This window comes from Nocardioides sp. JQ2195, assembly GCF_012272695.1.
GTDB lineage: Bacteria > Actinomycetota > Actinomycetes > Propionibacteriales > Nocardioidaceae > Nocardioides.
Genome location: NZ_CP050902.1, coordinates 342,109 through 357,386, shown reverse-complemented (window position 1 = coordinate 357,386; position 15,278 = coordinate 342,109). Strand labels below are relative to the sequence as shown.

The window sequence follows — 15,278 nt, the reverse complement described above, 5'->3', positions numbered from 1 at the left end:
ACCTCAATCGTCGCCGGACTCTCCCGTGTCAGCCCAGGGCGGCGGGCAGGGTGGCCGACCAGGCGTCGCGGATCTCCGCGACCGGCACCTCGAACAGCGTCTCCGAGCCCGAGCCCTCGACGGTGAGGGTGCTGCCACCGGTGCGACCCAGGGGCGTGGCCGGGACGCCGTGCTTCTCGGCCAGGGCGACCAGGGCGTCGGCCTGTGCGTCGGGGACGGTGACGATCGCCCGGGCCGCGGACTCGGCGAAGAGGTCGACGAACGCATCGCCGGGAACGGCCACCGCGGCGCCGATGCCGTTGCGCAGCGCGGACTCGGCCAACGCGATGGCGAGGCCGCCGTCGGAGAGGTCGTGGGCACTGGTGACCAGCCCGACGCCCTCGACCAGCAGCGAGCTGAGCGCTCTCTCCGCGGCCAGGTCCACCTTCGGCGGCAGCCCGCCGAGGTGGTCGTGCACGACGTGCGCCCACTCGGAGCCGGAGAGCTCCTCACGGGTGGCGCCGAGCTGGAAGATCCGCTCGCCCTCGGCCACGAAGCCGGTCGGCGTCCGCCGGGTGACGTCCTGGATGATGCCGAGCACCGCGACCACCGGGGTGGGCAGGATCGCGGTCTCGCCGGTCTGGTTGTAGAGGCTCACGTTGCCGCCGGTGACGGGGATGCCGAGCTCGAGGCAGGCGTCCTTGAGGCCACGGCAGGCCTCGGCGAACTGCCACATGACGTCGGGGTCCTCGGGCGATCCGAAGTTGAGGCAGTCGCTGATCGCCATCGGGGTCGCGCCACCGGTGGAGACGTTGCGGTAGGACTCCGCCAGGGCCAGCTGCGCGCCCGTGTAGGGGTCGAGCTTGGCGAAGCGGCCGTTGCAGTCGGTGGAGACCGCGACGCCGAGGTTGGTCTCGTCGTCGACGCGCACCATGCCGGAGTCGGAGGGCTGGGCGAGCACGGTGTTGCCCTGCACGTAGCGGTCGTACTGGTCGGTGATCCACGACTTGTCGCACAGGTTCGGCGAGGCGATCAGCTGCAACAGCGTCTGCTTGAGCTCCTCGCCGGTGCCCGGACGGGCCAGCTGCTCCGCGCCGTCGGCCTGCAGGGAGTCCTGCCAGTCCGGGCGGGCGAACGGGCGGTTGTAGGTCGGGCCGTCGTGCGCCACCGACCGCGGGGGCACGTCGACGACGCGCTCGCCGTTCCAGTCGATCTCGAGGCGGTCGCCGTCGGTGACCTCCCCGATCACGACGGCCTCGACGTCCCACTTCGCGCAGATCGCCATGAACGCGTCGACGTCACCGGGCTCGACGACGGCCATCATGCGTTCCTGCGACTCGCTCATCAGGATCTCCTCCGGCGAGAGCGTGGAGTCACGCAGCGGGACCCGGTCGAGGTGGACCGACATGCCACCGTCGCCGGCGGAGGCCAGCTCGGAGGTGGCGCAGGAGAGGCCGGCGCCGCCGAGGTCCTGGATGCCGGCGACGAGGCCGGCAGCGAAGATCTCGAGCGTGCACTCGATGAGGAGCTTCTCCATGAACGGGTCGCCGACCTGGACGCTGGGCCGCTTGGCCGGACCGCCCTCGGAGAAGGTCTCGGAGGCGAGCACCGAGACGCCCCCGATGCCGTCGCCGCCGGTGCGGGCGCCGTAGAGGATGACCTGGTTGCCGACGCCGGAGGCCTTGGCGAGGTGCAGGTCCTCGTGGCGGAGCACCCCCACGCAGAGCGCGTTGACCAGCGGGTTGCCGGCGTACGTCGCGTCGAAGACGGCCTCCCCACCGATGTTGGGCAGGCCGAGGCAGTTGCCGTAGCCGCCGACGCCGGCCACGATGCCGGGCAGCACGCGGTGGGTGTCGTCGGCGTCGAGCGGGCCGAAGCGCAGGGGGTCCATCACGGCGACCGGCCGGGCGCCCATCGCGAGGATGTCGCGGACGATGCCACCGATCCCGGTCGCGGCGCCCTGGTAGGGCTCGACGTACGACGGGTGGTTGTGCGACTCGATCTTGAAGGTGACCGCGTAGCCCTGACCGATGTCGATGACGCCGGCGTTCTCGCCGATGCCGGCCAGCATCTTGGTTCCCTGGGTCTCCCGCTGGCCGAGAAGTTCAGACAGGTCGCTGAACTGCTTGAGGTGCACCTTGCTCGACTTGTAGGAGCAGTGCTCGCTCCACATCACCGAGTACATCGCCAGCTCGGAGCTGGTCGGGCGGCGTCCGAGGATCTCGCGGATCCGGGCGTACTCGTCGGCCTTCAGACCGAGATCGGCCCACGGCTGTTCGCGGTGCGGATCTTCGGCGGCGACGGCGACGGTGTCGAGGACGGGGCGAGTGGTCTCAGGCACGGGGCTCATCCTAGGGCCGGCGTCGGTCCCGTCGGCGACCCGGTCCGGGTCCGGTCGGAGGGCACCGGGCGGGAAATCGGAAAACCGCCTCTGACCTGCACGAATTACAAATCTGTAGTTCATCGGAACCACTGTTACTGGTGTTACTTGTGTGGTTAAGGTGACGCAGTTCCCTGACCTTGGAGACTCAAAATGCGCCCCCTTCCCCGCGTGAGATCGACCCTCCGCAACGCCCTCGTGGTGGCCACCACCGTCGCCACCGCGGCCGTCGTGCTGTCCGCCCCTGCCCAGGCCTCGGCCCCCGCGGCGGGTGACCAGCAGGTCACGCCCGGCAACTTCACCGGCTACGGCTTCGACCAGTGCGTCACACCCACCCAGCGCAAGATGAACGCCTGGATGGAGCACTCACCCTTCGCCGCCGTCGGCATCTACACCTCCGGCTACTCCCGCGCCTGCCGGGACCAGCCGAACCTGACCCGGACGTGGGTGAGCAAGCAGCTGGCCAACAACTGGCGCCTGCTGCCGATCACCCTCGGCCCCCAGGCCAGCTGCCAGCCGCGGTTCCCGCGCTACGGCACCGACACCACGATCAGCCCCCGGTCGGCGAACAACTACGGCAAGGCCCGGCGGCAGGCCCGTCGCACCGCCAAGGAAGCGGTCGCAGCGGCGCAGGACCTCGGCATCGGCACCGGCAGCACGCTCTGGTACGACCTCGAGGGCTTCGACCTGGGCAACACCGCCTGCCGTGAGTCGGCGCTGCGCTTCCTGCACGCGTGGACCAACAAGATCCACCAGCTCGACTACGTCTCCGGTGTCTACTCCAGCGCCGGCTCCGGCATCAAGATGCTCGACGACGCCCGGATCCACCGGCCCGGCAAGTTCAGCCTCCCCGACGCGATCTGGATCGCCCGCTGGGACGGCGTCGCCAACACCTCGACCAGCTACATCAGCGAGGAGGGCTGGCAGCCCAACAAGCGGGTCAAGCAGTACCTGGGCGGCCACAACGAGACCTGGGGCGGCGTCACGATCAACATCGACAGCAACTACATGAGCCTGGGCAACGGCTCGACCATGCCCAGGGCCGGTCGCAGCTGCGGCAACGTCAACATCAACATCCCGCGCTTCAAGGAGATCACTCCGAAGAACGCCGCGGACCGGGTGACCGCGATCCGGGTCCTGCAGTGCCAGCTCAAGACGCGTGGCTACTACAAGGCGAAGATCACCGGCGAGTACGACGCCACCACCATCGCCGCGGCCAACGCCTTCCAGGCCGAGCACGGGGTGAAGGCCCGCAGGCAGTGGCGGGTGCGGCACTGGGTGATGCTCACCAGCTCGGGCCACCAGCGCACCGTCAAGCGCGGCTTCACCGGCCGCGTCATGCGCCGCCTCCAGCGCTCGTTGACTGCGGCGACCGGCCGCAAGGTGCCCTCGACCGGCGTCTTCGACGCTCGCACCGAGGCCGCCGCCAAGACGTGGCAGGGCCGGGTCGGGCTGCGCCAGTCGGGCGTCATCAACACCGAGGCCTGGGCCAGGCTGAACGACGGGCAGTACTGAGCCCTCGGCACCATCCTCTGGCGGACCGGAAACGGTCCGCCAGAGTCATGTTCAGCTGCCGGGAGGGCCTGCCACCAGGGCGACACCGGTCAGCGCGATGACCGCGACGACACCGGCAACCAGGCCCTGCAGGGGCTTGCGGACCAACCACGCGACAACCTTCTCGAGCGGTCCCGAGGGCGCCTCGTCGCGCAGCCGCCAGGTGTCGCCGAAGAAGCCACGGCGCTCGCCGGCCAGGTCGAACCAGACCGTGAAGAAGGGCGGGACGGCAGCGGCCAGGCCCAGCAGCACCCGACCCGCGCGCCACTTCTGGTCGACACCGACCACGACGACGGTGAGGCAGTAGGCGACGAAGACGACGCCGTGCAGCATGCCGCCGATGCGGACACCGAGCTCGGTGGTCTCGGGGACGTACTTGAAGAACATGCCGGTGAGCAGGAGGGCCCAGGTGATCGCCTCGGCAACCGCGACGACCCGGAACAGCCGCTTCGGGCTCACGCGAACACCTGCTCCACCAGCCCGGTGAAGAACCTGAGCCCGTCGGTGCCGGGACCACAGAGGTCCTCGATGGCGTGCTCGGGGTGGGGCATCAGGCCCACCACGTTGCCGGCCTCGTTGGTGACCCCCGCGATGTCGCGCAGCGACCCGTTGGGATTGCCGCCGACATAGCGGGCGATCACGCGCCCCTCTCCCTCGAGCCGGTCGAGGGTCTCCTCGTCGGCGACGTAGGACCCCTCGCCGTTCTTGAGGACGATGGTGATCTCGGCACCCTCGTCGAAGGACGAGGTCCACGGAGTGCGGTTGTTCTCGATGCGCAGGACCTGGTCCTTGCAGACGAACTTGCGGTGGTCGTTGCGGATCAACGCACCCGGCAGCAGGTGGGACTCGCAGAGGATCTGGAAGCCGTTGCAGATGCCGAGGACGGGCAGGCCCTTGCCGGCCGCGTCGACGATCTCGCCCATCACCGCGGAGAACCTGGAGATGGCACCACAGCGCAGGTAGTCGCCGTAGGAGAATCCACCGGGCAGCACGACCGCGTCGACGCCCCGGAGGTCGTGGTCGCCGTGCCAGAGCGCGACGGCTTCGTTCCCGCCGAGGCGTACGGCGCGCTGGGCATCGACGTCATCGAGGGAACCGGGGAAGGTGACGACACCGATCTTCATCAGGCGCTGTGCCTTCCGGTGGTGGACGAGCCCTCGACGTGGATCGCGTAGTCCTCGATCACCGGGTTGGACAGCAGGGTCTCGGCGATCTTGTGCACCCCGGCCAGCTTCTCCTCGGTGGCTTCGCCGTCGAGCTCGAGCTCGAAGCGCTTGCCCTGACGGACATCACCGATGCCGTCGAAGCCGAGGCGGGGCAGCGCGCCGTGCACGGCCTTGCCCTGGGGGTCGAGGATTTCGGGCTTGAGCATGACGTCGACGACGACACGGGCCACGGGAGGCTCCTTGTGCAAGGGGGGTTCGCGAACGCAGTCAGTCTAGGCGCCCCCTCCCGGGCGGCCGCAGAGGCCTTCGCCACATCGCCGCGCGACGCTCAGTCGTCCTCGATGAGAGGGTCGCCGTACTGCACCTGGGACGTGGCGGTCGACGACGAATCGTCGGCCTCCGCCTGGGCCCCGAGGAGCGCCGCGGCGATCACGCTGGCGCTGGCGGTGAGGCCCGCGGTGGCCAGGACGGTGCGGCGGGCACGGTTCTTCTTCGTCGGTTCGTCAGGCATGGCCCCGAGACTTGCTCGGCTTCCTGTGGATCCCCTGAGCGGAGCGTGAACGTCAGGTGAGTTCGCGCTTGAGGATCTTGCCGGTCGCGGTCATCGGCAGGGCGTCGACGAACTCGACGATGCGGGGGTACTTGTAGTTGGCCATCCGCTCCTTGGCCCATGCCACCAGCTCGTCCTCGGTGACCGCGGCACCGGCCTCGAGGATCACGACGGCCTTGATCTCCTCGCCGTGGCTCTCGTGGGGGACGCCGATGACCGCGGCCAAGGAGACCGCTTCGTGGGTCATCAGGACTTCCTCGATCTCGCGTGGATAGACGTTGAACCCACCGCGGATGATCATGTCCTTCGAGCGGTCGACGATGTAGTAGTAGCCGTCGGCGTCCTTGCGGCCGAGGTCACCCGAGCGGAACCAGCCGTCGCGGATCGCCTCGGCGGTGGCCTCGGGTCGGTCGTGGTAGCCCTTCATGATGTTCGGGCCCTTGATCGCGATCTCGCCGATCGCGTCCTCCCCCGGCTCGATGTCCTGCCACTCGTCGTCGACCAGCTTCATCTCGACACCGGGGATAGGGACGCCGATCGAGCCGACCCGCACCTCCCCGCCCCACGGCGAGAAGCTGGCCACCGGCGAGGTCTCCGAGAGCCCGTAGCCCTCGAGGATGGTGACGCCGAACTTGGCCTGGAAGTTCTTGTGCACCTCGACGGGCAGCGCGGACCCACCGGCCGCGGCGACCCGCAGGTTCGCCGCGATCGACGACACGTCGACGCCGTCCTCGAGCGCGCCCAGGAGGCCCCAGTACATCGTCGGCACGCCGGCGAAGAAGGTGACCTTCTCCTTCAGCATCAGCCCGAGCGCGGCCTTCGCCTCGAAGCGCGGCAGCATCACGATCGTGCCCCCGAAGGCGAAGGCGCCGTTCTGGATGACGGTCTGCCCGAAGGAGTGGAACAGCGGCAGGACGCACAGGTAGGTGTCGGGGCGATCGAGGTCGGCATCGAAGAGCTCTTTCGACACCGAGGCGTTGGAGACCATGTTGCGGTGCATCAGCTCGGCGCCCTTGGGCTGGCCCGTGGTGCCGGAGGTGTAGAGGATGACCGCGGTGTCGTCGGCGTCGGTGGCGACCGTCTCGAAGGTCGTCGCCTTGCCGGCCAGGGCCTGGCCGAGCGTCTCGGTGCCCTCGATCGGGGATGTCGCCGCGGGATCGGCGGTGATCACGAAGAACTGCTTGCACCCGGGTGTCTGCTCGAATCCCGCGTGGCCCTCCTGGGCCATCGGCAGGTCGGGCGTGCCCTCGAAGCAGAAGTGGGCCACCGCGTCGGAGTCGTCGAGGTGGTAGGCGATCTCGCGCCCCTTCAGCAGCACGTTGAGGGGGACGACGGTCGCGCCGGCCTTGAGGATGCCGTAGTAGACGATCGAGAACCAGGGCACGTTCGGGCAGCTCAGCGCCACCTTGTCGCCCGGCTGCACGCCACGCTCGACGAGCAGGTTGGCCACCTGGTTGGCCGCACCGTTCACCTGGGCGTAGGTCAACCGGGTCTCGCCGAGGATGATGGCGTCGCGGTCGGCGAAGTCACGGGCGGAGTCATCGAGGAGCGAGGCGAGGTTCATGTGCCCAACCTATAAGGCAGGTGTGCGCCCCGTCACAGAGTGCCGGGCCGGATCTCGATCCGTGGTTCCCGGGGCCGAGGTCAGCGACCGGCGCGAATCGAATCGACGCCGCGGTTGGCCAACAGGTCGGCTCGGTCGTTGCCCGGGTCGCCCGAGTGGCCCTTGACCCACACCCAGTGGATCGTGTGGCGTGCCACCTGCTCGTCGAGCGCCTTCCACAGGTCGACGTTCTTGACCGGCTTCTTCGCCGAGGTCTTCCAGCCGTTGCGCTTCCAGCCGGCGACCCAGGTCTTCATCCCGTTCATCACGTAGGCCGAGTCGACGTGCAGGGTGACCTCGCAGGGCTGGGTCAGCGCCGTCAGGCCCTCGATGACCGCCTGCAGCTCCATCTTGTTGTTCGTGGTCATCGCCTCGCCGCCGAACAGCTCGCGCTCGTGGCCACCCGAGCGCATCCACACGCCCCAGCCGCCGACGCCGGGATTGCCCTTGCAGGCGCCGTCGCTCCACATCTCCACCACGGGCAACGTCTCGTCATTCACGCGGCAGACCCTACAAGGAGGCGATCCGCGCCCGGAGGGTCGCCGAGCAACTGCCCGGCGAGAGGGCGCCGCCCGATCAGTGGAGGATCTCACGCACCAGGTGCACGAGATCCTCCATCGTCCGAGTGGCGCGCCATGAGGCGCGCGGCTCGACGCAGGTCGTCGCGCGCTGCCGCCGGACCGAGCAGGCCCAGCCCCCACCCGATCGGGCGCCGCCAGCCCGGAGCCGACGTCGACGCGACCGCGCGCACGGTCGTCCCGGTCGGTTTGCCGGTCGGTGTGCGGGTGAAGTCGAGGACGAGGTCGACCTCGAGGCCGTGCCAGTGGCCGCGCTCCGCCCACCGCACCCCGGGCTCGAAGACCGTCACCTCCATCCGTGGGCGCAGACCCGGCCAGGTCACGTCGAGCCAGCGGGTGCCCACGTCGTACGGCGGCGACGCGGTCAGGTCGACCGCGCGCAGGCTGCCCTGCCAGAGCGGTCGGTTCCGCAGGTCGGCCAGCCAGGCGAAGACCGTTTCGGCGGACTGCTCGAAGTCGACCTCGACGGTGAAGGTCATCAGAAGGTGAGGCCGGTCAGGCGTTCGTAGGCCTCGACGTACTTGGACCGGGTCAGCTCGACGACCTCGGCCGGGAGCGCCGGCGGCTCCTCCCCCGAGGTCCGGTCCCAGCCCGAGGCAGGCGAGGTCAGCCAGTTGCGGATCACGTCCTTGTCGTACGACGGCTGCGCGCGACCCGGCTGCCACTGGTCGGCCGGCCAGAAGCGCGAGGAGTCCGGCGTGAGGACCTCGTCGGCGAGCACGACGATCCCGTTCTCCCGGCGACCGAACTCGAACTTGGTGTCGGCCAGGATGATGCCGCGCTCCCGGGCGATGGCCTCGGCCCGCTCGTAGATGTCGAGGGTCCGCTCGCGCAGCGCGGCAGCGTCATCGGCACCGATCCGGTCGACCACCGCGTCGAACGAGACGTTCTCGTCGTGGTCGCCCACCTCCGCCTTCGTTGCCGGGGTGAAGATCGCCTCGGGGAGGCGGCTGCCGTCCTCCAGGCCGTCGGGCAGGGCGATTCCGCAGACCTCACCGGTGGCGGCGTACTCGCGCAGGCCCGACCCGGTGAGGTAGCCGCGGGCCACGCACTCGACCGGGAACATGGCCAGGTTCTCGCAGATGACCGCGCGGCCGGCCACGGACTCCGGGACGTCGGTGGAGATCACGTGGTGGTCGGCGCCGAGCTGGTCGAACCACCACAGCGACATGCGGGTGAGGATCTCGCCCTTGTCGGGGATGGTCGAGCTGAGCACGAAGTCGTAGGCGCTGATCCGGTCGCTGGCCACCATCAGCAGGTTGCCGGCGAGCTCGCCCTCCTCGATCCGGTAGAGGTCGCGGACCTTGCCGGAGTGGAGGTGGGTGGTGCCCTCGATGGCCGGTGCGTCCGGGATGTTCAGCATGGGCCGAGCCTACTGGGCCAACGGCTCGTCGCGGTGCGGGCCCGGGTCCGGCCCAGCAGCGTGGTTGCTGACCGTTCGGGCCCCCGGCGTCACGTCGATGGCTAGGGTCGAGGCATGCCCGTCGTGAAGATCAATGCCATCAACGTCCCCCCGCAGGCACATGCCGAGCTCGAGCGTCGCTTCGCTGCCCGGGCCGGGACCGTGGAGAACTCTCCCGGATTCCTCGGCTTCCAGCTGCTGCGTCCGGTTCGGGGCGAGGAGCGCTACTTCGTGGTCACCCAGTGGGAGGACGAGGAGTCGTTCTCTGCGTGGCGTGACGGCGACGCCCGAGCAGCCCACGCCGGAGAACACGGCAAGCCGGTGGCCTCCGGGGCGGACCTGCTCGAGTTCGACGTCGTCATGGACGTCAAGCCCGCGACCTGACAGCCGTGTCAGCCCGTCAGCCGGTCAGCAGCGGGATGCACGGCAGCCCGGGGAGACCGGGAAGCCCCGGGATGCCCGGGATCAGGCCGCCGAGCAGGTCACCGAGCACATCGGTGAACAGGCCGGTCAGCAGGGCCGGGTCCAGGATCTCGGGCAGGTCGAGGTCGCCCCCGGCCAGCCCACCGAACTGCTCGACGAAGACCTGCAGCAGCGCTCCGAAGACGGCCGGGTCCGGGGTCTCCCCCAGCAGCGACGCGAGCTGTTCCGGTGAGAAGTCACCGAAGGAACCGAGCAGCGCCAGCAGCACCGCGGGGTCGAGCGACGACGGGTCCAGCGCGCCGGCACCGAAGCCGGCCAGGAGGTCCGCCAGCATCGCCGGGTCCAGCGCGGCGGCGCCTCCGGGGATGACTCCCTCCAGCAGGGCGGTGACCTGCTCGGGGTCGAGCGGCAGGGACGACCCGCCGTTGGCAGCTGCGGTGAGCAGCGCGAGCAGCTGGCCGAGCTGGTCGGCGGACAACGCCGGAGTGCCCGGCTCGGTCACGGGCGCGCAGTAGGTCGCCTTGTTGGCCTTCACCCTGCGCAGCTTCGCCTGACGCCTCTCCAGGACCCGCTTGGCGCGCCTCAGCTCCCGCCTCGCCTCCTTGACCCGAGCCTTGGTCCTGGTGGTGTGCTTCGCCCGGTTCGCCCGCTGGGCCCTGGCCAGCGCCCTCCGCTTGGCCTTCACCTTCGCCTTGGCCCTGGCCACGGCCTGCTTGGCCGTCGGGAGGTTCGCGGTGGCCCGGGCACAGCCCTCCGGATCCACGATCTGCACGGCAACGTCGCTCGCGGCGACAGTGACCGGAGCGACCGTCGCAGGAGCGGCAGATGCGGAGGCGGGCACGTTGGCCAGGCCCACGCCCAGCACGACGAGGGACACAGCGGCGCCGAGGCGCTTGGCGAGATTCATGGAACGCAGCATGCGGCAGGGAGCTCCCTGCCGCATGCTGTTTGCCGCGAATCGCGCGAGTGGTCTAGTCCACCCGGGGCGAGCTGTCCTCGTCGCCCTTCTCGTTGACGACCCGGTCGTTGCCGTGCTCGTCCTTCTGGACGGTCAGCGCGAAGTCGTCCCCGTGCTCGGTGACACCGGTGACGACCGCTGCGTGCACGGCCTCCACGGCGTACTGACGACGCACGACCAAGGGGTCCTGGGACAGGTCCTTGACGAGTGAGATGCAGAGCCCGACCATCACGAACACGAACGGCACGGCCGCCACGATCGTGATGTTCTTCAGACCGTTCAAGGCGGTGTCACCGCCGATCAGCAACATCACCGCCGCCACGGCTCCGGTCGCCACACCCCAGAAGACCACCGGCGCCCGCTTCGGCTCGAGGGCACCGTGCTGCGACAGCGACCCCATCACGATCGAGGCCGCGTCGGCCCCGGAGACGAAGAAGATCGCCACCAGGATCATCACCAGCACCGAGGCGATCATCGACATCGGCAGCTGGTCGAGGGTGTTGAACAGCTGGGCCTCCGCGCCGCCGTCGAAGATGTTCGGGAACCTGTCCGGTTCCTTGAGGAAGTCCATCTGGAACTTGATCGCGGTGCCCCCGAAGATCGCGAACCAGACCAGGCTGACCAGGCTCGGCACCAGCAGCACACCGGTCACGAACTGGCGGATGGTCCGGCCCTTGGAGATGCGCGCGATGAACATGCCGACGAAGGGCGTCCACGAGATCCACCAGGCCCAGTAGAAGACCGTGTAGTAGGTCAGCCAGGACTCGGTGTAGGCGCCCTGACCGTTGACCCGGCCCGCCATCTCCGGCATGTCGCCGGCGTACTCGGCGATCGCGGAGGGGAGGAAGTTCAGGATGAACATCGTCGGGCCGACCACGAAGACGAAGACGGCCAGGAGCAGCGCCAGCACCATGTTGATGTTGGAGAGGTACTGGATGCCCTTCCCGACACCGGAGACGGCCGAGAGGATGAAGCAACAGGTCAGGAACGCGATCAGCGCGACCAGGATGCCGTTCCCGATCGTGCCGACCCCGTCGAAGAGCTCGAGGCCGGTCTTGATCTGCAGTGCGCCGAGGCCCAGCGAAGCGGCCGAGCCGAACAGGGTGGCGAAGATCGCCAGCATGTCGATGACCTTGCCGATGGGACCGTGCACGTGGCTGCCGAGCAGCGGCTCGAAGACCGAGCTGATCAGCTGGAGGCGGCCCTTGCGGAACACGCCGTAGGCAATGGCGAGGCCGACCACCGCATAGATCGCCCACGGGTGCAGCGTCCAGTGGAACAGGGTCTGGGCCATCGCCTTGCGGGCCAGCTCGACCTGGTCGGCCCCGTCGGTGCCGGGGATCCCGGCCGGTGCGGCGGGGTCCGTCGCGTCGCCGGCGAAGAAGGTGAGTGGTTCGCTCACGCCGTAGAACATCAGGCCGATGCCCATGCCGGCGGAGAACATCATCGCGATCCACGAGGAGGTCCGGAACTCCGGGTCATCGCCGTCACGGCCGAGCGGGATGTTGCCGTACTTCCCGAGGGCGAGCCAGATCGCGAACACCACGAACCCCGAGGCGGTCAGCACGAAGAACCAGCCGAGGTACTGCATCGACTTCGCCAGCGTGGTGCCCGAGGCACTGCCCAGGCCGGCGGTGTCCACGAAGCCCCAGACCAGGAAGCCGACGGCGATCGCGGCGGTGACACCGAAGACGATCCAGTCGATCCTCGACGTGTCCTGGGCCAGCTCGACCTCGGCCGGGTAGTCGAGCGCCGGGTGGGCATGCCCGACCGATTCGTCAGGTGAATGCGGTGGATCCTGCTGTGCTGTCACAGGGACTGCCTCCTGGGGCGTGGGGACTCAGAGCCCATCGACCGTTGCAGGTTGCACAGGATCGCGCAACTCCCAACGGACCCCACTCACTCTCTCAGAGAATGTCCCCCGGTGCGTAGGACGCCGCTTCCGGGTGTGCCTCGACGACCTCTGCCACCCGGCGTACGACGGCCTGGACCTGGTCGACCGCCGCGCCGGTGAACGTGATCGGCTCGGCCACCAGGGCGGAGATCTGGTCCTTGGTGAGCCCGAGACGCTCGTCGGCGGCGAGCCGGTCGAAGAGGTCGTTGACGGCGAGCCCCTGGCGCATCTCGAGGGCCACGGCGACTGCGTTCTCCTTGATCGCCTCGTGAGCGGTCTCACGCCCGACGCCGTTGCGCACGGCACTCATCAGCACCTTCGTGGTGGCCAGGAACGGGAGGTAACGGTCGAGCTCGCGCTGGATCACCGCGGGGAACGCGCCGAACTCGTCACACACGGTGAGGAAGGTCTGGAAGAGCCCGTCCGCGGCGAAGAACGCGTCGGGCAGTGCCACCCGGCGTACGACGGAGCAGGAGACGTCGCCCTCGTTCCACTGGTCACCGGCCAGCTCGCCGACCATCGAGAGGTGTCCGCGCAGGATCACGGCCAGGCCGTTGACCCGCTCGCAGGAGCGGGTGTTCATCTTGTGCGGCATCGCGGACGAGCCGACCTGGCCCTCCTTGAACCCCTCGGTGACCAGCTCGATGCCGGCCATCAGCCGGATCGTGGTGGCCAGGTTGGACGGGCCGGCGACCAGCTGCACCAGCGCGGAGACGGCCTCGAAGTCGAGCGAGCGCGGGTAGACCTGGCCGACCGACGTGAGCACGTGGTCGAAGCCCAGGTGCGCGGCGACGCGGGACTCGAGCTCGTCGAGCTTGTCGCCGTCACCGTCGAGCAGGTCGAGCATGTCCTGGGACGTGCCCATCGGGCCCTTGATGCCCCGCAGCGGATAGCGGGCGAGCAGCTCGTCGATGCGAGTGACCGCGACCAGCATCTCGTCGGCGACGGTGGCGAAACGCTTGCCGAGCGTGGTGGCCTGGGCGGCGACGTTGTGGGACCGGCCGGCCATCACGGTGGTCTCGTGCTCGGTGGCGAGTCGGGCCAGGCGCGCCAGGGTGGCGACACCACGGTCGCGCAGGATCTCCAGGGACTGGCGCACCTGCAGCTGCTCGACGTTCTCGGTCAGGTCGCGCGAGGTCATCCCCTTGTGGATGTGCTCGTGACCGGCGAGGGCACAGAACTCCTCGATGCGGGCCTTCACGTCGTGGCGGGTGACCCGCTCGCGCGTCGCGATCGAGTCGAGGTCGACCTGGTCCACGACCTTCTCGTAGGCCTCGACGACCCCGTCGGGGACGTCGATGCCGAGGTCCTCCTGGGCCTTGAGCACGGCGATCCAGAGCTGGCGCTCGAGCACGATCTTGTGCTCAGGCGACCAGATCGAGGCCAGGTCGGCGGCGGCGTAACGGGTGGCGAGGACGTTGGGAACGGTCACGTGCCCAAGTTTCTCACGGGCAGCGGGACGTCTCGAATCGTTCTCAGCCGCGGGTCGCGTCACTCGAGGGCGGCAGCGCCCTCGACCACACCGAGCGGCTCGGCGGCGATGTCGGTGCGGTGCTGCATGCCGGGGAAGCTGATCGCCGCCACGCCTTCCGAGGCCTTCGCCCGGGCGTCCGCGACGTCGGTGCCCGTGGCGCGCACGGCGAGCACGCGACCACCGGCGGTCACGAGGCGGCCCTGGTCGTCGAGGGCGGTCCCGGCGTGGATCACGTCGACGTCGGGCTCGGAGGCCAGGGTCTCGGTGCCGATGATCACGTCGCCCTTCGACGACGACTCCGGGTAACCGGCGGAGGCGAGCACGATGCTGACGGCCGCGCCGTCCCGGAACCTGGGCGCCTCGACCTCCGAGAGCCGGCCCCGCGCCGCGGCGTGCAGCAGCTCACCCAGGGGTGAGTCCAGCACCGCGAGCACGGGCTGGATGTCGGGATCCCCGAAGCGCACGTTGAACTCGATCACCTTGGGGCCGGCGTCGGTGAGCGCCAGGCCGACGTAGAGGCAGCCCCGGAACGGGGTGTCGCGGCGCGCCATCTCGTCGAGCGTGGGCTGTACGACGGTCTCCATCACGGTCGTGACGAGGTCGGCGGGCGCCCACGTCAGCGGCGTGTAGGAGCCCATGCCGCCGGTGTTGGCGCCGCGGCCGCCGTCGAAGATGCGCTTGAAGTCCTGGGCCGGCTGCAACGGGTGCGCCATGGTGCCGTCGCAGACCGCGAACAGCGACACCTCGGGGCCGGCGAGGAACTCCTCGATGACCACGGTGTCGCAGGACGCGGCGTGGGCCAGCGCCTCGTCCCGGTCGTTGGTGACCACGACGCCCTTGCCGGCGGCGAGGGCGTTGTCCTTGACGACGTACGGCGCCCCGAACGCGTCCAGCGCGGCCGCGGCCTCCTCCTGCGTCGAGCAGGTGGCGGAACCGGCGGTCGGCACGCCGGCGGCGGCCATCACCTCCTTGCTGAACGCCTTGGAGCCCTCGAGCTGGGCGGCCGCCCTCGACGGGCCGCAGGAGGCGATGCCGCGGGCCGTCACCGCGTCACCGACGCCGGCCACCAGGGGCGCCTCGGGGCCCACCACGACGAGGTCGATGCCCAGCCGCTCGGCCAGGTCGGCGACCGCGGGGCCGTCCATCGGGTCCACGTCGTGCAGGGTCGCCGTCGTCGCCATCCCGGGGTTGCCGGGAGCGGCGTGCACCTCGGTGACGGAGGGATCCTGGGCCAGGGCAAGGACGAGGGCGTGCTCGCGGCCTCCGCTGCCGATCACGAGAGTCTTCACGGGTGTCGATCCTACGGTGCGTTTCTCG

The 15,278-nt window shown here is 69.6% G+C and carries 15 protein-coding genes; 2 read left to right on the top strand and 13 right to left on the bottom strand.

Annotation, left to right across the window (positions count from 1 at the left end; all coding sequences use genetic code 11):
- Positions 1 to 28: 28 nt before the first annotated feature.
- On the bottom strand, positions 29 to 2,329 hold the full coding sequence (purL, locus tag ncot_RS01605) for a phosphoribosylformylglycinamidine synthase subunit PurL (RefSeq protein WP_168616032.1): 2,301 nt from the start codon (positions 2,327 to 2,329) through the stop codon (positions 29 to 31).
- Between the two features lie 201 nt (positions 2,330 to 2,530).
- Between purL and ncot_RS01600 the strand changes: the two genes are divergently transcribed.
- Positions 2,531 to 3,874, top strand: coding sequence for a glycoside hydrolase domain-containing protein (locus ncot_RS01600; protein WP_168616031.1), 1,344 nt, complete (start codon positions 2,531 to 2,533; stop codon positions 3,872 to 3,874).
- Positions 3,875 to 3,925: 51 nt separating this feature from the next.
- On the opposite strand, the gene ncot_RS01595 is transcribed toward ncot_RS01600, so the two are convergent.
- The 8 genes from ncot_RS01595 to ncot_RS01560 form a co-directional block, all read right to left on the bottom strand.
- Complete coding sequence (locus ncot_RS01595; protein ID WP_168616030.1) at positions 3,926 to 4,372, bottom strand: DUF3817 domain-containing protein; 447 nt, start codon at positions 4,370 to 4,372, stop codon at positions 3,926 to 3,928.
- Positions 4,369 to 5,037 carry a phosphoribosylformylglycinamidine synthase subunit PurQ gene (gene purQ / locus ncot_RS01590; RefSeq protein WP_168616029.1) on the bottom strand — a complete coding sequence of 223 codons (669 nt, stop codon included), beginning with the start codon at positions 5,035 to 5,037 and terminating at the stop codon, positions 4,369 to 4,371. The genes ncot_RS01595 and purQ overlap by 4 nt, the downstream gene beginning before the upstream one ends.
- Positions 5,037 to 5,309, bottom strand: coding sequence for a phosphoribosylformylglycinamidine synthase subunit PurS (purS, locus tag ncot_RS01585; protein ID WP_168616028.1), 273 nt, complete (start codon positions 5,307 to 5,309; stop codon positions 5,037 to 5,039). The genes purQ and purS overlap by 1 nt, the downstream gene beginning before the upstream one ends.
- A 98-nt stretch (positions 5,310 to 5,407) precedes the next feature.
- Complete coding sequence (locus ncot_RS01580) at positions 5,408 to 5,590, bottom strand: hypothetical protein (protein ID WP_168616027.1); 183 nt, start codon at positions 5,588 to 5,590, stop codon at positions 5,408 to 5,410.
- 52 nt (positions 5,591 to 5,642) lie between these two features.
- The gene (locus ncot_RS01575) at positions 5,643 to 7,193 is read right to left on the bottom strand and encodes a long-chain fatty acid--CoA ligase (protein WP_168616026.1); all 1,551 of its coding nucleotides are present in this window, start codon (positions 7,191 to 7,193) and stop codon (positions 5,643 to 5,645) included.
- 80 nt (positions 7,194 to 7,273) lie between these two features.
- A complete protein-coding gene (gene rnhA / locus ncot_RS01570) occupies positions 7,274 to 7,702 on the bottom strand; it encodes a ribonuclease HI (protein ID WP_168619110.1) in 429 nt (142 codons plus the stop codon).
- A 119-nt stretch (positions 7,703 to 7,821) separates the two neighbouring features.
- Positions 7,822 to 8,289 carry an SRPBCC family protein gene (locus tag ncot_RS01565; protein ID WP_168616025.1) on the bottom strand — a complete coding sequence of 156 codons (468 nt, stop codon included), beginning with the start codon at positions 8,287 to 8,289 and terminating at the stop codon, positions 7,822 to 7,824.
- Complete coding sequence (locus ncot_RS01560; RefSeq protein WP_168616024.1) at positions 8,289 to 9,173, bottom strand: phosphoribosylaminoimidazolesuccinocarboxamide synthase; 885 nt, start codon at positions 9,171 to 9,173, stop codon at positions 8,289 to 8,291. The genes ncot_RS01565 and ncot_RS01560 overlap by 1 nt, the downstream gene beginning before the upstream one ends.
- Before the next feature lie 114 nt (positions 9,174 to 9,287).
- Between ncot_RS01560 and ncot_RS01555 the strand changes: the two genes are divergently transcribed.
- Positions 9,288 to 9,596, top strand: coding sequence for an antibiotic biosynthesis monooxygenase (locus tag ncot_RS01555; protein ID WP_168616023.1), 309 nt, complete (start codon positions 9,288 to 9,290; stop codon positions 9,594 to 9,596).
- Between the two features lie 16 nt (positions 9,597 to 9,612).
- Here ncot_RS01555 and ncot_RS01550 read toward each other — a convergent pair whose 3' ends face one another.
- From ncot_RS01550 to purD, 4 genes are all read right to left on the bottom strand, one after another.
- Positions 9,613 to 10,542, bottom strand: coding sequence for a hypothetical protein (locus tag ncot_RS01550; protein WP_168616022.1), 930 nt, complete (start codon positions 10,540 to 10,542; stop codon positions 9,613 to 9,615).
- Between the two features lie 64 nt (positions 10,543 to 10,606).
- Positions 10,607 to 12,406 carry a BCCT family transporter gene (locus tag ncot_RS01545; RefSeq protein WP_168616021.1) on the bottom strand — a complete coding sequence of 600 codons (1,800 nt, stop codon included), beginning with the start codon at positions 12,404 to 12,406 and terminating at the stop codon, positions 10,607 to 10,609.
- Between the two features lie 94 nt (positions 12,407 to 12,500).
- Positions 12,501 to 13,919, bottom strand: coding sequence for an adenylosuccinate lyase (purB, locus tag ncot_RS01540; RefSeq protein ID WP_168616020.1), 1,419 nt, complete (start codon positions 13,917 to 13,919; stop codon positions 12,501 to 12,503).
- A 59-nt stretch (positions 13,920 to 13,978) separates the two neighbouring features.
- Entirely contained in the window at positions 13,979 to 15,250 is a 1,272-nt protein-coding gene (gene purD, locus ncot_RS01535; protein ID WP_168616019.1) for a phosphoribosylamine--glycine ligase, read from the bottom strand.
- Between the last annotated feature and the right edge of the window lie 28 nt (positions 15,251 to 15,278).

Excerpts from the sequence above, each read along its gene's own strand:
- purQ (WP_168616029.1), bottom strand. The coding sequence starts at position 5,037 with ATGAAGATCGGTGTCGTCACCTTCCCCGGTTCCCTCGATGACGTCGAT.
- ncot_RS01575 (WP_168616026.1), bottom strand. The coding sequence starts at position 7,193 with ATGAACCTCGCCTCGCTCCTCGATGACTCCGCCCGTGACTTCGCCGAC.
- ncot_RS01565 (WP_168616025.1), bottom strand. The coding sequence starts at position 8,289 with ATGACCTTCACCGTCGAGGTCGACTTCGAGCAGTCCGCCGAAACGGTC.
- rnhA (WP_168619110.1), bottom strand. The coding sequence starts at position 7,702 with ATGTGGAGCGACGGCGCCTGCAAGGGCAATCCCGGCGTCGGCGGCTGG.
- purL (WP_168616032.1), bottom strand. The coding sequence starts at position 2,329 with ATGAGCCCCGTGCCTGAGACCACTCGCCCCGTCCTCGACACCGTCGCC.
- ncot_RS01550 (WP_168616022.1), bottom strand. The coding sequence starts at position 10,542 with ATGAATCTCGCCAAGCGCCTCGGCGCCGCTGTGTCCCTCGTCGTGCTG.
- ncot_RS01555 (WP_168616023.1), top strand. The coding sequence starts at position 9,288 with ATGCCCGTCGTGAAGATCAATGCCATCAACGTCCCCCCGCAGGCACAT.
- ncot_RS01580 (WP_168616027.1), bottom strand. The coding sequence starts at position 5,590 with ATGCCTGACGAACCGACGAAGAAGAACCGTGCCCGCCGCACCGTCCTG.
- ncot_RS01560 (WP_168616024.1), bottom strand. The coding sequence starts at position 9,173 with ATGCTGAACATCCCGGACGCACCGGCCATCGAGGGCACCACCCACCTC.